This is a genomic window from Cytobacillus sp. Bva_UNVM-123 (assembly GCF_046351715.2).
Taxonomy (GTDB): domain Bacteria; phylum Bacillota; class Bacilli; order Bacillales; family Cytobacillaceae; genus Cytobacillus.
In genome coordinates, this window is record NZ_CM177772.1 from 1341175 (window position 1) to 1357885 (window position 16711).

General features: G+C 38.7%; 11 protein-coding genes. 8 read left to right on the top strand and 3 right to left on the bottom strand.

Annotation, left to right across the window (positions count from 1 at the left end):
- Positions 1 to 56: 56 nt before the first annotated feature.
- Together KDN24_RS06455 and KDN24_RS06460 are read left to right on the top strand one after the other, a co-directional pair.
- Positions 57 to 4571: an endonuclease gene (locus KDN24_RS06455; RefSeq protein WP_409972129.1), complete on the top strand. Its 4515-nt coding sequence runs from the start codon at positions 57 to 59 to the stop codon at positions 4569 to 4571.
- A gap of 656 nt (positions 4572 to 5227) precedes the next feature.
- The gene (locus KDN24_RS06460; RefSeq protein WP_491348354.1) at positions 5228 to 5761 is read left to right on the top strand and encodes a hypothetical protein; all 534 of its coding nucleotides are present in this window, start codon (positions 5228 to 5230) and stop codon (positions 5759 to 5761) included.
- Positions 5762 to 6043: 282 nt separating this feature from the next.
- On the opposite strand, the gene KDN24_RS06465 is transcribed toward KDN24_RS06460, so the two are convergent.
- Complete coding sequence (locus tag KDN24_RS06465) at positions 6044 to 6970, bottom strand: poly(ethylene terephthalate) hydrolase family protein (RefSeq protein ID WP_409972127.1); 927 nt, start codon at positions 6968 to 6970, stop codon at positions 6044 to 6046.
- 263 nt (positions 6971 to 7233) lie between these two features.
- Between KDN24_RS06465 and KDN24_RS06470 the strand changes: the two genes are divergently transcribed.
- The 6 genes from KDN24_RS06470 to KDN24_RS06495 all read left to right on the top strand — a co-directional run bounded on the left by KDN24_RS06470 (position 7234) and on the right by KDN24_RS06495 (position 15079).
- Positions 7234 to 7761, top strand: coding sequence for a DUF402 domain-containing protein (locus tag KDN24_RS06470; protein WP_409972207.1), 528 nt, complete (start codon positions 7234 to 7236; stop codon positions 7759 to 7761).
- Between the two features lie 104 nt (positions 7762 to 7865).
- Entirely contained in the window at positions 7866 to 8438 is a 573-nt protein-coding gene (locus KDN24_RS06475) for a histidine phosphatase family protein (protein WP_409972126.1), read from the top strand.
- A gap of 575 nt (positions 8439 to 9013) precedes the next feature.
- On the top strand, positions 9014 to 9274 hold the full coding sequence (locus KDN24_RS06480) for a heterocycloanthracin/sonorensin family bacteriocin (protein WP_491348470.1): 261 nt from the start codon (positions 9014 to 9016) through the stop codon (positions 9272 to 9274).
- 343 nt (positions 9275 to 9617) lie between these two features.
- On the top strand, positions 9618 to 11543 hold the full coding sequence (locus KDN24_RS06485) for a putative thiazole-containing bacteriocin maturation protein (RefSeq protein ID WP_409972124.1): 1926 nt from the start codon (positions 9618 to 9620) through the stop codon (positions 11541 to 11543).
- Positions 11543 to 13483 (top strand): TOMM precursor leader peptide-binding protein, encoded by a 1941-nt coding sequence (locus KDN24_RS06490; protein ID WP_409972123.1) that lies wholly within the window; start codon positions 11543 to 11545, stop codon positions 13481 to 13483. The genes KDN24_RS06485 and KDN24_RS06490 overlap by 1 nt, the downstream gene beginning before the upstream one ends.
- A gap of 24 nt (positions 13484 to 13507) precedes the next feature.
- Positions 13508 to 15079, top strand: a complete 1572-nt coding sequence (locus tag KDN24_RS06495; protein ID WP_409972122.1) for a SagB family peptide dehydrogenase — start codon at positions 13508 to 13510, stop codon at positions 15077 to 15079.
- A 253-nt stretch (positions 15080 to 15332) separates the two neighbouring features.
- Here KDN24_RS06495 and KDN24_RS06500 read toward each other — a convergent pair whose 3' ends face one another.
- Both KDN24_RS06500 and KDN24_RS06505 read right to left on the bottom strand, forming a co-directional pair.
- Positions 15333 to 15845, bottom strand: a complete 513-nt coding sequence (locus KDN24_RS06500; protein ID WP_409972121.1) for a DUF4279 domain-containing protein — start codon at positions 15843 to 15845, stop codon at positions 15333 to 15335.
- Between the two features lie 44 nt (positions 15846 to 15889).
- Positions 15890 to 16114: a hypothetical protein gene (locus tag KDN24_RS06505; RefSeq protein WP_409972120.1), complete on the bottom strand. Its 225-nt coding sequence runs from the start codon at positions 16112 to 16114 to the stop codon at positions 15890 to 15892.
- Between the last annotated feature and the right edge of the window lie 597 nt (positions 16115 to 16711).

The window sequence follows — 16711 nt, forward strand, 5'->3', positions numbered from 1 at the left end:
ATTTTCCTTTGGTAAAGCAACTTCATTAATTTAGTATTGAGAGGAGAAGGGCTTAAATGTTTTCTAGGAAATTGAAAGCTTGTTTGCATACCCTTTTAACGATCATATTAGTAGTCGGTCTACTAGTACCAGCCATACCACAAAAAGCAACAGCGTCAAACTATGCTTCTGATTTATTAATTTCTGAGTATGTAGAAGGGAGTAGTTTCAATAAGGCCCTGGAACTGTACAACGGGACGGGAAATATGATTGATTTAAGTGCCTATTCTTTAGAGTTGTATGCGAATGGCGCTGTGACTACCACTGCTAAATTAGCCTTATCAGGCAGGTTAAATAATGGGGAAACTTATGTAATCTATCATCGAGACGCGGCTCCTGAATTGAGAAGTAAAGGGAATCTAGAAAATGTATCGGTAATTAATTTTAACGGGGATGACGCCATTGTTTTGAAAAAGTCGGGTGAAGTAATCGATTCTTTTGGACAAGTTGGTGCGAGAACTAACTGGGGAACGGATGTTACGCTTGTACGGAAAGCTTCTGTAACTGAAGGGGATCGGATTGCAAATGATCTTTTTGAAAGGGATGCGGAGTGGCTTGTTTACCCAAAAGATACGTTTGATTATTTAGGATCTCATGAGATGGATGGATCTGGACCAGTAGAGCCGGAGCCGACAGACATTCTTTCAATTGCTGATGCACGTAAGCTTCCAGTTGGCGAAACGGTCACAGTTAAAGGGATTGTTGCAGGAATCTTGAAGAATACAATTTCTGTCCAAGATTCGACAGGTGGGATCGCTGTTAGACCAACCAGTTTGGATATACAAATAGGTGATGAGGTAACTTTAACAGGTAAATTGGCTGATTATCGTGGCTTGCTTCAACTGGATGGGACAACAATCTTGGAGAAAGGTGAAAATGTTGGAGTACCAACTCCGAAAGTAATCACAGGTGTAGAAATTTCTGAAGCGAATGAATCGCAGCTTGTAACGATCCATAATGTCGTTCTTTCTGATGTGCAGTCGGGTAGCGGTTGGGCTAATTATGTTGCGACGGATGGACATGAGTTTATAGTACGAGATGAAACGGCATCGCTAGATTTAGCTGTTGGTACTACATATGACTCGATAACGGGCATTGTTCAGCAATTTGATAATAATTACCAAGTCATTCCACGTTCGATGGCTGATATTGTTGTCGATAGTACGATGATTCAACCAGTCATTGCGAATCCAGGTAGTGGGACATTCATTGGTGGAACAACAATTACATTAACGACAAGCACAAGTAATGCGAAAATCTTGTATACATTGGATGAAAGGGACCCGATTGAAAACGGTGTAGTGTATACAGAACCAATTGTCATTACGGAAGATACAGTACTGAAAGCTGTTGCAAAAACGGAAGATCACCGCTTTAGTGAAGTGAATACGTACACATATGTAATCACTGAAAGTCTTCGCATTCATGATATTCAAGGGGCAGGTCATACTTCACCCTTTAACAATCAAGTTGTAGAGGGAATTGAAGGAATTGTTACGTATTCATTTACGTTAAGCGGTTCCACCTACTATCATATTCAGACACCTGATGCATTGGTGGATAACGATCCGAAGACGTCAGAAGCAATCATTCTTTACAGTGGGCGAAATGCTTGGCCAATCCAAATAGGGGATCTTGTCTCGGTTACGGGTAGGGTCAATGAATACGCCATTGACGGCTATGATGATCGAAACGAGACAGATATGAAAGTAACACAAATTAACGTCCGTGATGATCAAGGCGGAAACGTCGCTGTTCTTCAAAGAGGTGTGGCTTTACCTAAGCCAATCATCATTGATGAAGCAAATTTACCACAAGAGTTTATTGATAGTGATAATCTAGCAATTTTTAATCCAGATGTTGATGCAATTGATTTTTGGGAGAGCTTGGAAGGAATGCGTGTTCAAGTTGGACCTGTGAAAGCTGTTGCACCGCAAGAGCATGGTGATCTGGTTACAGTTCTTGAAAGTGCGGCAACAAACACGCTCCATGGTGGTTTGTTATTGGAACAGGATAACCAAAATGCCAATCGCATTCAGTTCCGTTTAGAGCCGAATGGTCCAGGACGAGATTTCGATGTAGCTACGGGTGACACATTTGCAGGACCGATTACAGGAGTTGTCGGCTATTCATTCCAAAACTATAAGATTTACGTGTCATTGGATGAAATGAAGGCAGCGCATAGAAAAGGAAATGCGACACCAGAAAAAACGACGATCGTTAAAGCAGAAGATAAATTGACGATTGCATCGTATAATCTTGAAAACTTCTCCAATAATACGAAAACAACAACGGAGGACAAAGCAAAGAAACTAGCAAGAGCTTTTGCGATAGATATGCAAAGCCCTGATATCATTGGTGTCACGGAAGTACAGGATAATAATGGTCCAGATGCAGGAGATTCAAAAGCAGCTGCGAGCTATGAGCGTTTGATTAAGGCGATTAAAGATGCCGGTGGTGTTCAGTATGAATACGTTAATATTGACCCGGTCAACAATCAGGATGGCGGACAACCAAATGCAAATATTCGAGTTGGCTTTTTGTATAATCCCGCACGTGTAACGTTAACAGAAGGGATTCCTCACGGGAATGCAACAACTGCGGTTGGCTATGAAAATGGTAAGTTGACACATAATCCGGGGCGAATTGATCCGAACAATGCTGCATTTAGTAGTAGTCGAAAACCGTTAGTGGCACAGTTTGAATTCCAAGGTGAATCTGTCATTGTTATTGCGAATCACTGGAATTCAAAATCAGGTGACACGCCATTATTCGGTTCGAAACAACCTCCTGTATATGGAAGTGAGGTACAACGAAAACAAATTGCAAACATTGTTTATCAGTTTGTTTCAGATATTAAGTCGAAGAATCCGGAAGCAAATGTTATCTCTGTTGGTGACTTTAATGATTTCCAGTTCGCTGATAGTTTAAAAATCCACGAAGGCAATTTAATGACGAATATGATCAATAAAGTGGAAGCAGCTGATCGTTACTCTTATGTTTTTCACGGTAACTCACAAGTACTTGACCATATTTTAGTATCAAATCATTTAGTTGATCAAACTGAAATCGACATTTTGCATATCAATGCAGACTTTACGAATATGTCTGGCCGTGCAAGTGACCATGATCCAGTGATGGTACAGATCGGTTTCGATACGCCTGTTGTTTGGGAACCCGTTCCTATTGGTAAGGAATATAGTTTGCTAAATGTGAAGAAGAAGCAAGTGGTTATAGCAGATCCAAGTGCTTCTGTTTATATGGATACTTCAACAAATCTGAAGGACGGCATTATTCTAAAGGGAGACTATGTTGAACTGATAGGTGAAGGTTTTAAAACGAATCGCGTCATTATGCAACCGAAAGAAAATGGCTTGATTGTTGACATCAGAGGCGCAACGCTAGGTCATATCACTGTCGAAGGGCCGAATAAAGTTGAAGTTAGGGGTGCAGAAAATATCCTGAAAATCGAATATGTGGCAGGGGCCGATTCGGACAATATCGCTTTCTATCATTCGAATGGAAAACGTATGTACAATCCTACGAAAAATGAAGCTCCCGTTGTTATAAAAGGGATTGACAACCAACGGGTGAAAATTGGTGAGACTGTTTCGATAGACCTATCTAACCATTTTGCAGATCCAAATGGTGACAAGCTGCTGTATTCAACAACAAAGGGGATAATCAATCTTTCAACTGATGTATTAACGCTTAAACTAGAAGAAGGCATTCATAATATTGTTGTCACAGCAACTGACAGAGATAAATCAGTCACTATCAGTTTTAGCGTAACGGTATCGGATGAAGTACCACCAGTTGAAGATAATTACTACAAAGATGTAATTGGGAAAGAAGGGCAGGTACTTAAAAAGTCCCTTCATGACATTATTTCAGAGCATAGGCAGCTAGATTATTCAGAAGTATGGGGAGCGTTAAGTGAAACGGATGAAGATCCAAACAATTTAAATAATGTAATCCTGTTTTATTCAAATGAGTCTCGTTCAAAAACGCGAAATGGTGGCAATGTCGGTGATTGGAATCGTGAGCATGTGTGGGCACAATCCCACGGTAACTTTGGAACAAGTAAAGGACCAGGTACTGATATTCACCATCTACGCCCAACGGATGTTCAAGTAAATAGTGCTCGTGGAAATCTTGACTTTGATAACGGTGGTACCGCTGTCAAAGGCTGTAACGGTTGCTACAAAACATCGAATTCATGGGAACCACCTGACCATGTCAAAGGCGACGTAGCAAGAATGCTTTTTTACATGGCGACACGCTATGAAGAAGGTGACCGAGTTGATTTGGAATTGAATGAAAAGTTAAATAATGGAACAACCCCTTATCATGGGAAACTTTCGGTACTGTTAGAGTGGCATGAGAAGGATCCAGTAGATGAGTTTGAACGAAATCGAAATGAAGTAATCTATAAGTGGCAAGGTAATCGTAATCCATTCATTGATCATCCAGAGTGGGTTGAACTTATTTGGGAGAAGACTAGTTCGACAGATTTCTTGATTGCTTCTTAATTAGGTAATAGATTGGGACGGGGAATCTGTTCAATGGCTCTGAAAAACTCCCGGTTTTTGAACGAATAACAGATTTTCATCAATATTTAGGCAACAAAATAAGCTAGCATCCTATATATATTAGGTCGTTAGCTTATTTTATTGTTTCTTTAGTCTAGTCTCATATAGCTACAAGAATGATATGTATATACCCAGCCAACAATCCCTTTACAAAATATCGTTGCAAGAACAGGAACAGCAGAAGAGGAGGGATAATCATTGAGATATTCATTACTGCTTGTATTTTTTTTCTTTTGAATATTTACTTTTAGCCATTAATAATACTCCCCATTTGATAAACAAATTTTATTTTTTAATCTGTTTACCTAATAGGGAGCAAAGGATTGACTTAAAACATTACCTTTCATTTTTCTATTTATAACAAAAGGGACTATATTAAAAGTCTCAAATATCTTGTGAGATATTAATAGATGTAATTGATAGACTACATTTTATTTCGATAAAGATTGTCCTATCGTTAAGAGTTTCAAAAAATTCTGTAGTAATCATAAGGGTATTGGATTAACGTGTGGAATCATGTTTTCGCAACCCTTCCTTTTTGCTGGACAGTGGTATTTGATATACTTATTATATAAATCTGATAAGGAATGAGGAAATTGAAACGATATCAATTCAAAGATGTTTTATACATGAAAAAAGGAAAAACGCTCACAGTGGAAAATGATGAAAAAGAGATTGTTGGTATCATCGAAAAGGCAGACATTTCTGGATGTGAGAAAGGGCATACTTTCTCATTCAACATTGACGGTGGAACACCTGTTGTGCTTGGAATTAAAAAACGTAGTATCAAAAACTTCCTTGTTGCTACCTATATCATAAAAACGGAAGGGAAGACCTATGCCCTTAAAGATAAAGTGGGGAATAGCCTCCTCTATTTTTGTGTTGAGGGAGAAATTGATGGTCAAAATATACGAATTGAAGAAAATTGGAGCGAGGATATTGAAGTAAAAGTAGATCAAACACTTATTGCTACCATTAAGGCAAATGAACTAACGTTTAAAACAACGGTATTCATCGAAAATAACATCAGTAAATCGTCTATCCTTTTTGCTGTCACAGTGTTGATGTACTTTATGTACAAAATTTACAAAAGTGAATCTGAGTTTATTGAAAATATTTTATTAGATTGATGCGTTATGCTACGAAAGAATGCGAAGCAGTCTGACGATTCTTTGGAATCGTCTTCAGAGTTGTGTTCACAAGCGATATTTTAGCATTAAAAAGTAGCGAAGAAGTACATGGAACCGGATGCCCCTTAGATAGCCTACGTTTCGTCCCATATTAACCGATTCAAAGAGAAGAACCGAGGGCTGGGTGCTGTGGAGGAAGAGGAATAGGAAGCTGACTACTTAAAAGGCAGCAGAATATGATTATGCTAACAGTAATAACGGCAAACATGCCGTTTTCTGTTATTAATGCAAGATTTTATTATCATCCATATTTGCTTGTATAACGTCCACCCAATTTGTATTATGAGTCATCTCGGAAGAATCCCCATGAAACGCCTTCATGGCTTCCTGATCATCAAGCAGCCAATATCTCATCCAAGCCGTTAAATAACCCCTGTGATTGCCGCCATTACCTTCAATCGCTGTATGAGCTGCCCCTTTTGCCATCCCCATCATAACAGGTGTGTTTGCGTTAGTACTATGCAAAGCTAATTGATTCGTTGATACCGGTGAGATTAGAAAATCTCGTGTGCCGCCCATAATGAGGAAAGGAACGGTAATACGTGCTGTATCGTATATATCTTCTGGATCACAATGCTTCAAATCCGGGAGAGCGATGGATACAATCGTCTTAATCAACGATCCACTTTTATAGTTGGTATGAGCATTAATGACCCCAGTAGACCCTTGAGAATGTCCAGCTACTCCAATATGTTCCATTTGTATTTTTTGATAAAACAAGCTGTTTGCTAGTTGGTTTTCATTTCTCAAATAATCAATAGCCTCCACAATTTCTTTGCCTGTTCCTGTTGTCTTGCTATAGGAATCTATTACAATGAATCCCCAGCTAGCAAGATGAGTTAAGAGCTCATCATAACGATCTGGCGTGGCACCTGTTCCATTCCCCCAAGAAATAATAGGATAGGATTCGTCTCCTTGAAATGCTGGGTAGTATATTCTAAATAATGCCTCTCCGATCGTACTCTTAACTTCTTCTACCTTTACACGATAGCTTCCTTGCTCTGCATACCGCTGCTCAATGCTTCCTTCTGCAAGTTCTGGTACATTGGAATGAATAATTATTTGCATGAAAATTGTAATTGGAACTGCAACGATAAGGACTAAAGCTGACAACCATAAAATCCATTTTCGTTTTTTCAAAACCGACATACACGTGACCTCTACGATAGTCTATAGGTTTCTCTATCGTTCTCTCTGTTAAAATATGAAACTAAAGGGATATACGTGAAAGATGTAATTATGTTTCATTATACAAGATGCTAGATTGAATAATAAACATCTACGAATCAGGACTGATTTCAGTTTCTGATTCAATATTATCCCGGATTTCCTCCAATACGAGGCCGGGTTTTTTCTGGTATAATTGAAATATCCTTTGCGGTATTATGTATTGAAAGAGGGCTTATTGAATGATGAATAAAGAGATATATAAAGATAAGGCCATTATAGAAAGAAAAATACGCTATGATTCAACCGTCGTAGATCATAATTGCTGGCTCTTAAAATCCGAAGGTCATAAGATAATGCTGTTACATAAAATAGAAGAATCATTTTCTATGATGATGGATCAAAAGGAAATAACTATCCAAAAAGGTAGCTATACATTTGCATACTATTGGGTTGATAAACCATATAATTTATATTTTTGGAGAGATTCTAACGGGAATTATGTAGGAGCGTATTTTAATATTGTCAAGAATACAATCGTAACAGAAAAGATGGTTTCCTTTGAAGATTTAATTATTGATATTTTTGTGCTTCCTAATGGGGATTACATTATTCTAGATGAACATGAGTTACCAGAACCATTACAACAGTTTGAGGATGGATTCGTACAGAATGCTCTGGATGTATTAATAGATGTAATTGATAGCCTAATTCAGAATGCAAAAGTAGAAACTGAGAATCTTTTTAAATCCGGTATAACAAAACAATTTTGACATTAGGAATGGCAATAAAGAGATATTTACTGAGAATCTCCCTGTAATTAAGTAGGTTTGATGAAACAGCTATAATATAAAATTATAGAAATGCGGGTTGCATTATGAGTACTTTCATTTATATGGTAAGACATGGAGAATCACCTAAGACGGAAGGAACTGAAAGAACAAGGGGATTGACTGAAAAAGGGAAGATAGATGCTTACGAAGTCACAGATATAATGCAGGATGAGGGGATTGAAGTTTTTGTTTCAAGTCCATACAATCGAGCAATTCTAACAATACAGGAATTGGCTAAACGTTCAGGCAAGGAAGTTTTAGTGTTTGAAGATCTTAAAGAAAGAATATTTTCAAACGATGGTGTTCGATTATCTGATAAGGAATTATACCCTTTGCTAACGAAGTCGTTTTCTGATCCAAACTTAGCTTTAATAGGCGCTGAGTCAAATGCTGATTGTCAAAATAGAGCGATATCAGTATTGAGAGAAATATTAACAACCTATCAAGGGTGTAAGGTGGCGATTGGCACTCATGGTGCAGTCATGACACTAATGATGGGGTTTTACGACAGTCAATATGATTTAAATTTTTTATTGAATACATCTAAACCTGATATATATAGAATGGAATTTAATGGTCATGAGCTGGTGGGGGTTAAAAGGTTATGGTGTGTGTAAAAAAGTCTCTCTGCTTGTAAAGTAGAGAGACTTTTTTTTGTACTGAATATGAAAGGCTAGGAGTGGAATTTATGGACCAACTAAATATAAGGCAAAAAAATATGCGGACGAATATAGGCATCAACATAAGTTTTATCACAGATTATCGGGCTGTAAGACTCCCACTCCAAGAAGTTGAGTAAAACAAAAATTCAATCAGGCTCAGCGTGACTAACAATCAGCGGGGGATGAAGGCAGACTAAGTACGCGACGTCCTCCTAAAACATCCGTATTAGTCGTGCGATGTATCGCTGACGTAGCTTTCCTTATCCTGTCGCAACGTCTGCACTAGCACGTCCTGTGCGTCGAAAAACCCCCACTGATTGAGATTTCACTTTATTTTTACAACACTTTAAAATACTTCGATGCGAAATAGGCTCTTTGATTAGTAACAGAGACCTAAGAAAAGCATATTTTGTTGAAGAGAGTACACATCGTAATTAATGATTTCGTTTACACAGAACAGGCTTTACTTTTCCACTCTCTATTCAAGTTTAATCCAAATAAAAAAATACAATGGGGAGGAAGAATGCAATATGTATTATAATGAGTTACAAGGGTTGGGAATCGACCCTTATCAAGTTGGTCAGCTAGTTCCTATGGATTTTCAGAGCCAGGATTTGGATATGATGAGCAGGCGTTGTGGAGGCTGTGGATTCCGTTGCGGCGGCTGTGGAGGATTCCGTTGCGGTGGCTGTGGTTTCCGTTGTGGAGGATTTCGTTGTGGTGGCTGCTTCGGTTTTGGTTGTTTCGGCTTTGGTCTCGGTTTTGGCTGTTTCGGTTTCGGTTTTATTTAATCGCAGATTAACGGGATATAAGACTCCACTTCAAGAAGTTGGGTAAAACAAAAATTTCTAAGTGGGAGAACAACAGCCCGTAAAGGCCTGATTGAAGTTTCACTATATTGTTTTGGTTTGAGCTGTTTGGCGCGCGGGTAATTTCCTAAAGAAAAAATTAATTTTGTGAATCAAAAATGCCCCTGTGTAATTTGTTGCAGGGGCACTTCTTAAATTTAAAGAAAATATTTAACTTTGACCGATAAACAGGATGCTTCCGCTTTTCTTTTTATCATATTGGACAAAAAATCGTACATAAACTGATAGTGCATAATTTGTACGATGAAAAATAAGGAGGAGCTGAATGAAAAAACTGGACTCGTCCTCACGTCTGAAGGTCAAAAGGGATACTTTCTTTCTTCCAGATCCAAATGGTGGTGTGTATTTTAGAAACAACTTAAGCTCATTCCGTATGGAAGGCAATACCATCTATCAGTGGATTGAAAGATTGCTTCCTATGTTCAATGGAGAGCAAACAATGGACGAATTAACTAATGGCTTAACTGCCCCTTATCGGGACAGGGTGTACGAAATTGGAGAAACGTTGCACAACAACGGTTTTGTTCGGGATCTGAGCAAAGAGGATCCCCATCAATTGAATCGAAACATTCTTGAAAAGTATGCTTCACAAATCGAATTTATAGAGAATTTTATGGAATCTGGTGCGTGTCATTTTCAAGAATATCGTCAGGCGAACGTTCTGGCTGTTGGGTCTGGCCCCTTTATGGTTTCATTGGTTTTCGCGTTAATCGAATCAGGTCTGCCCAAATTAAATGTCATGGTCACAGATTCCATTCCAACTAATTGGCAGAGGCTTAATGAACTTGTGAAAAATGCCCGAAACACTGATTCCGAAGTCGAGATAAAGGAAGTGCCCTTTCATAAAGACGCGGGGAGCAGTTTCTGGAGAGAAGCCGTTCAGCCTTATGATTGGATTCTATACGTCTCGCAGGATGGCAATATAAATGAGCTTAGGGACCTTAATCTGGTTTGCAAAGAAGAAAAGAAGGCATTTATGCCATCCATCTATTTAGACCAGGTGGGGCTATCTGGTCCATTTAATCACCCGGATACAGATGGAAGTTGGGAGTCGGCATGGCGCCGTATCCATCACTCAGCATTAAAAAAAGATCGGCAGCCTCAATCCTTTTATTCAACAGCCGGATCGATTCTGGCAAATGTTTCTGTATTCGAATTTTTCAAAAGGGCTACAGGGATTGCAGATTCCAATGGAAATCATCAAATTTACATGCTTGATCTTGAAACCCTGGAAGGATACTGGCTTGACTTCATTCCGCATCCATTGGGTACGGCTAAACGTGATATTCTCACTCTAAGACTGGTGGAAGATTTTGATTTATGCCTCAAACAGGAAAGGGACAGAAATGAATCATCGGGTAATCTCTTAGAGTATTTCAGTCGACTAACGTCAGAAGAAATAGGAATTTTCCATACATGGGAGGAACGAAATTTACCCCAACTTCCACTTGCACAGTGCTATGTTCAAGCAGTTAACCCCTTTTCAGAGGGACCGGCAGAGCTGCTTCCTGAAGTTGTCTGTGCAGGACTATCACATGAGGAAGCAAAAAAAGAGGCCGGGCTGACGGGGATTGAAATGTATGTTTCACAAATGATAAGTTCGAATATACCTGAGGAATTTATAGGAATTGGTGCTGGAGAAACAATCGCAGAGTCTGTTTGTAGAGGCCTTCAAGAATATTTAGCTGAAGAATTGAAGCAAAGAGAGGTCGATCAGCAGAGTACGGTTTATCGTATGAAGCTGGGAGCCTTAGATGATAAGCGATGCAGATTTTATTTAAATGCCCTGACCACCTTAAATGGTGCTCCAACAATTGGTCTAAAAGAGGATGTACTAGGGTTCCCAGTGGTATGGGTAAGGTCGAATAGCCGTTGGCATAAAAGCGTAGGATTAAATACAACATTGGCATTACGAGATGCATTGGAACAAGCACTTTTGGATGCTCAAAACCAAGTGATTTCCCCAGGAAAGCAAGAGATGGAGTCAACTGTTTTTCTAGGAAGAAACGAAAGCAATCTGGATATCCCATCTTGTGATGAAATGACTTCTCAGGAGTTATTACAATCGTCAATTCAGGTTTTGAACCGGAACCGCATGCGGCTAGTAATCTATGACTTAGCCTTTGAGCCGTTTTTAAAACAAGAGCTGGCAGGGGTGTTTGGTGTTCAGGTTCAAGAGGGGGGATCCTAATGACTGCTTATATACTTATAGATGGTGAGGGTTTATTAGCGGAATATGTCTATGATCAATTGTCCCCAAACTATCTTGTTAGACGCCAAAGCATTCTTGAAGGGGTTCCCGAAAATACAGAATTAGTTCTTGTGCTGCACGATACCTGGAAACCATCCGTTCATCAAACAGCAGAAGAAAGGTTAAGAGTCTTAGGCATTCCGTGGCTTCGGGCTTTCGTTTCGTTTGGTGAGGGAATCATTGGTCCATTTGTACGTCCTGATGTACCTGGATGTTCTTACTGTGCTGACATAAGACTTATGTTAGCTGGACCAGATCGCCAAGAAATGTGGGGGCTTCGGGTGAAAAGGGCAACAGGAGAAGGTTTACTGCGTGATGCATGGGCCTCACGAACCGGGCTATCGCAAATGGCGATCTTGATTAGCAACGAAGTGATGAAGATCATTCAAGGAGAACAAAGCTGTTTAAGAGAACGGGTGTTCATAACAAACCTGAAAACGTTAACGATCTCCAGCCACTTTTTCTTGCCAGATCCGTTGTGCCCAATGTGCAGTCCATTACCTACTGACACAGCTGAATTAGCGAAAATCACGTTAGAAGCTAGTCCTAAATTGGAGCCTTCTAGTTACCGATGCCGTTCGATGGATGAATTAAAAAACGTGTTAGTCCAAGATTATCTGGATTATCGTACTGGGATCATGAATGGGAAAATGCAGGATTTCAGCCTGCCGTTCGCTGATGTTTTAGTGAATATGCCGTTGTTTGATGGGGACGAGGGAGTAGCAGGTAGGTCTAATTCCTATGAAATGAGTGAGCTAACTGCCGTTTTAGAGGGTTTGGAGAGATATTGTGGAATCGAACCCCGCGGCAAAAGAAAGGTGGTTCGTGATAGTTATCAAAATTTGGCGGATAAAGCACTAAATCCTGCAAAGGTAGGTTTGCATGAGGAGGAACAGTATGCAAAGCCCAATTTTCCATTTCAACCATTTCATCCTGATATACCAATGAATTGGGTCTGGGGATATTCATTTTTACAAGAACGCCCTATTCTAGTTCCGGAGTTGCTTGCCTATTACAGTTTGGGATATGGAGAAGGATTTGTTTATGAGACTTCCAACGGTTGTGCTTTAGGAGGGAGTTTAGAAGAGGCCATTTTCCATGCCATTATGGAGGTCGTCGAGCGCGACTCCTTCTTATTAACCTGGTATGCACAACTCCCCCTTGCCCCTCTTGACCTTAGTTCTGCGAACGATAAAGAATTGCAGTTGATGGTTAACCGGATTCGTGAAGTCGCTGGTTATGACCTGCATTTTTACAATGCGACAATGGAACATGAGATTCCGAGCGTTTGGGCAGTGGCAAAAAACAGAAGATCTGAGGGTGCAAACATCATTTGTGCAGGCGCAGCGAATCCTGATCCTGTAAAGGCAGTAAAAAGTGCAATTTACGAGCTTGCAGGAATGATGTTTAGACATGATGAAATATTGGAGAAAAATCGACAGAAATATGAAGCAATGTTACAGGATCCGTTTGCTGTGCGTACGATGGTGGACCATGGCATGCTTTACGGACTAAAAGAAGCAGAGGAAAACTTGAGCTTTTTATTGGATGAAAATCGTCCTTTTCGTACATTTGATGAGGAATTTAAATGTCCGCCAGTGAATGCTGATTTGAAGGATGATGTTGAGGATCTTCTAAATAGGTTCCGAAGGTTAGACTTGGAAGTTATTGTGGTTGACCAAACATCACCTATCATCAAAAGGAATGGTTTATTTTGTGTAAAAGTATTGATTCCTGGGATGCTGCCAATGACTTTTGGACATCACCTTACACGAATAAAAGGTCTTGATCGGGTACTAAACGTACCTGTGAAACTTGGGTTTAAAAAGAACCCGTTAACATATGAACAGTTGAACCCATATCCCCACCCTTTTCCATAACTGCAAGAGTAGGAGGGTTTCAGGTTGGAAATAGATACATTCCTATACAATCTGCATTTTGACACTGATAAACTTCTTCCGGCGGATTGGCAACCGGATTGGGAAGACGCTCCACTTCCCTATAAACTATACCGTGGCTTACCAGAGATTCCACTTACCGCAGATGTACCGTTAACTCTCAAAGGGAGAGAAGCAAATTCAATCCCCTGCCTGGAGGAGGTTGGTTATTATTTATGGTATGTATATGGTCTTACTCGATACGCTCAATCTGCTTTCATTGAGGGCACCGAGGAAAAAGCTGATATAAGCTACGCTCAGTTTTTTCGCAGATTTGTTCCCTCTGGTGGCGCGTTATATCCCAATGAATTATATGTGTACTTAAAGTTGGAGGATGTACCAGAGGGAGTTTACCACTACGATGTTGCACATCATCGCCTTTTATGCTTGCGAGAAGGCAACTATGATTCCTATTTATCCAGAAGTCTTGGAAATCGTTATAATCTTTCAGACTGTTTTTGTACTGTTTTTGTATCGACGGTTTTTTGGAAAAATTTCTATAAATACAGTAATTTCTCTTACAGGTTACAAGGGTTAGATGCAGGCGCACTAATTGGGCAATCGTTGGAAGTGGCGGATAGGATGGGGTTCTCAACACGGGTCTGTTACCAATTTCTAGATCGTTCTATTAATCATTTGCTTGGGCTATCTGAACAGGATGAAAGTGTATACGCTGTAATTCCATTATCTATTTATAATGTGGACCAATTTAATCTAGAAAAAAATATTTCTGCAACGGAATTGTCCCGGGAAGTTCCAGTGCTCCAGCATATAACATATAACCGTTCAAAGAGAGTCATTGATTACCCAGTGCTGAAAGAGATCAATAAAGCCTCGCTGTTGGAAACAACAGATTCATTTGTGAACATAAAAAAAGATGATCCTCTTAACAATGCATTAAGTACAGAGTTAATCATGCTGCCATTTACTGAAGAAATTTCTTACGATCTGGCATCCATCTGCAGAGAGCGGCACTCTCCTGATAATGATTTTATAATAGGGAAAGTCAGTCTAACAAAAGTATCTACTTTGTTAAAAGAGACTTTTTCATTTTCATATCAAAAAGACCTTAACAATACACAGGGGAATCTTGATACAGGTTTAAATTTGTATGGCACTTTTTATAATGTGGAAAGTGTTCAAGATGGTGCTTACGCCTATGATAAAAGTGCTCATGCACTTCGGAGAATATGTAAGGGGGATTTCCGCGAGTATATGCAAAATGGTTTAACAATGCCCTTTGTAAATCTGTTTCAGGTTCCGCTCTCTCTACATGTTGTTGGAGACAAGGACCACCTCAAAAAGGAACTGGGCTATAGAGGATACAGAATTCAACAGATGGAAGCGGGTATACTTCTGCAAAGGCTGCTCTTGGTTGCATGTGCTCTAGAGATGGGAGGACACCCACTATTGGGATTCGACTCAAACCAAAGTGATGAACTTTACGGAGTCAATTCGCAAGAAAAAACAAGCCTAATACAAATCCCAGTCGGTCCATACCTTCCCCGCGTCTGGTTAAAAGGAAGTTTGAATAGCTAGATGAGACGAACCTTATTAAGGTTCGTTTTTTCTTTAGGTTATAGTCCTTACATAACAATATGAGAAAGGATGTTCATTAATTGATGGCTTTCTTTACTTTTTTTCCTATGAATAGTACGTTTTTAACTAGTTAAGATAAAAGTATTTTCCTGACGCTACCCCTTCTTAAGGAATTATCGACCTTGTGATCGTTCAGAATGTCATAAAAAAATAGACCGTCTGATGACGGCCCCTAATTACGAAAATACTTTAATTAAAATTCAAATAACCTATTATACTGGTACGCTTTATAATGTGGTAAATTTTTACTATGTGTACGAATTGAAATGTCGACATTCAAGTTAGTTATAGCAGCTATTAAATCAGCTGGGATTGTTACTGTTTTTATATAATCCCCCACATTAAAGGTGTAAACATCTAAATAACAATGCGCATCATACTCTTCTATGATTTTCTTTAGGAAAAACTTTTTTTCTGGTGTAAATAAGGAATTTCTCATTTGCATAAATAATTCCTCTAACACAAACATCTCTAAAATCTCATTGTAACTTGATTCATAGTATCCTCCATTCCTATAAATCCAAGATGAACAATAGGGGTTATCTATAATGCCTGTTCTTAGGTAGCCATTAGGATTATACGATTGTGTACTGAATGGAGTTACTTGTAAATTTCTTGTTATAACCTGGGGGTTAAAGTGATTACTCACCCCTTCACTATCTATGTACGTGTGAATTGTAAAAGATGTAAAAATCAACTCACTCATTCTATACTCTCCATCTACTGATTTATTTTCTATTCTTTAAAATTCTAATTAATCATAAAAGTCATATTATACATAACACAAGGGTAAATTCTTATTAAAGAATTGCTCACATTATTTGGAGAATGGATATTCAATTCAGACGATTTATTTATTGAATATTTCTTTTGTTCTATTTTCTTAACCTTTTTAAAGGTAATTAAAGAAAAAACTGCACAAAATACATACCAACCATTAAAACTATCATCATTAAAGTCATTGATAATATTCAAAATAACTCCTCCTTGTTCAAACCAAGAAGTCAGCTATATCAAGGGCGGGTTTTGCTTTCGATGGCAATCATGTCCGCCACTCCATGTAAAGTTGCAACGCCAAGTTTGGATGCATTACTATGTTCTTTCATTCTTCATTAGACAATAAGTTAGGGAGCAATTGGATAATATCCTGAGTTTACATTATAACCTGTAATATAATAAACTCTTGTACTTGTATGATAAAGATAGATATTTCCTCTCTTTATCCCTGCTTCATTTGATTGGAACATATTATAATGTTCGCTCTTTATAAAATATGCCATATAATTCCTGTAATTGTCAATTATTTCAAAAAAATAATATACTAATTTGACGAAAAAAGTATTTTCTCGTAAAACTTGTATATTGCTTGCTTTTAATAGGGGTACAGCCAACATTTCAGAAATATATTTAGTTGTTCTATGAAACTTATAATATATTGGAAGATTTGTTTTTGTTCTTCATAAGCCTTTATAGAGGCTGGGACAAAACCCACCTCTAAGATGAAAAAGCCGGTGAAATTTTACGACGAGTAAAATTTCACCGGCTTTGATTATTTTTGTAATAAAATAAGGA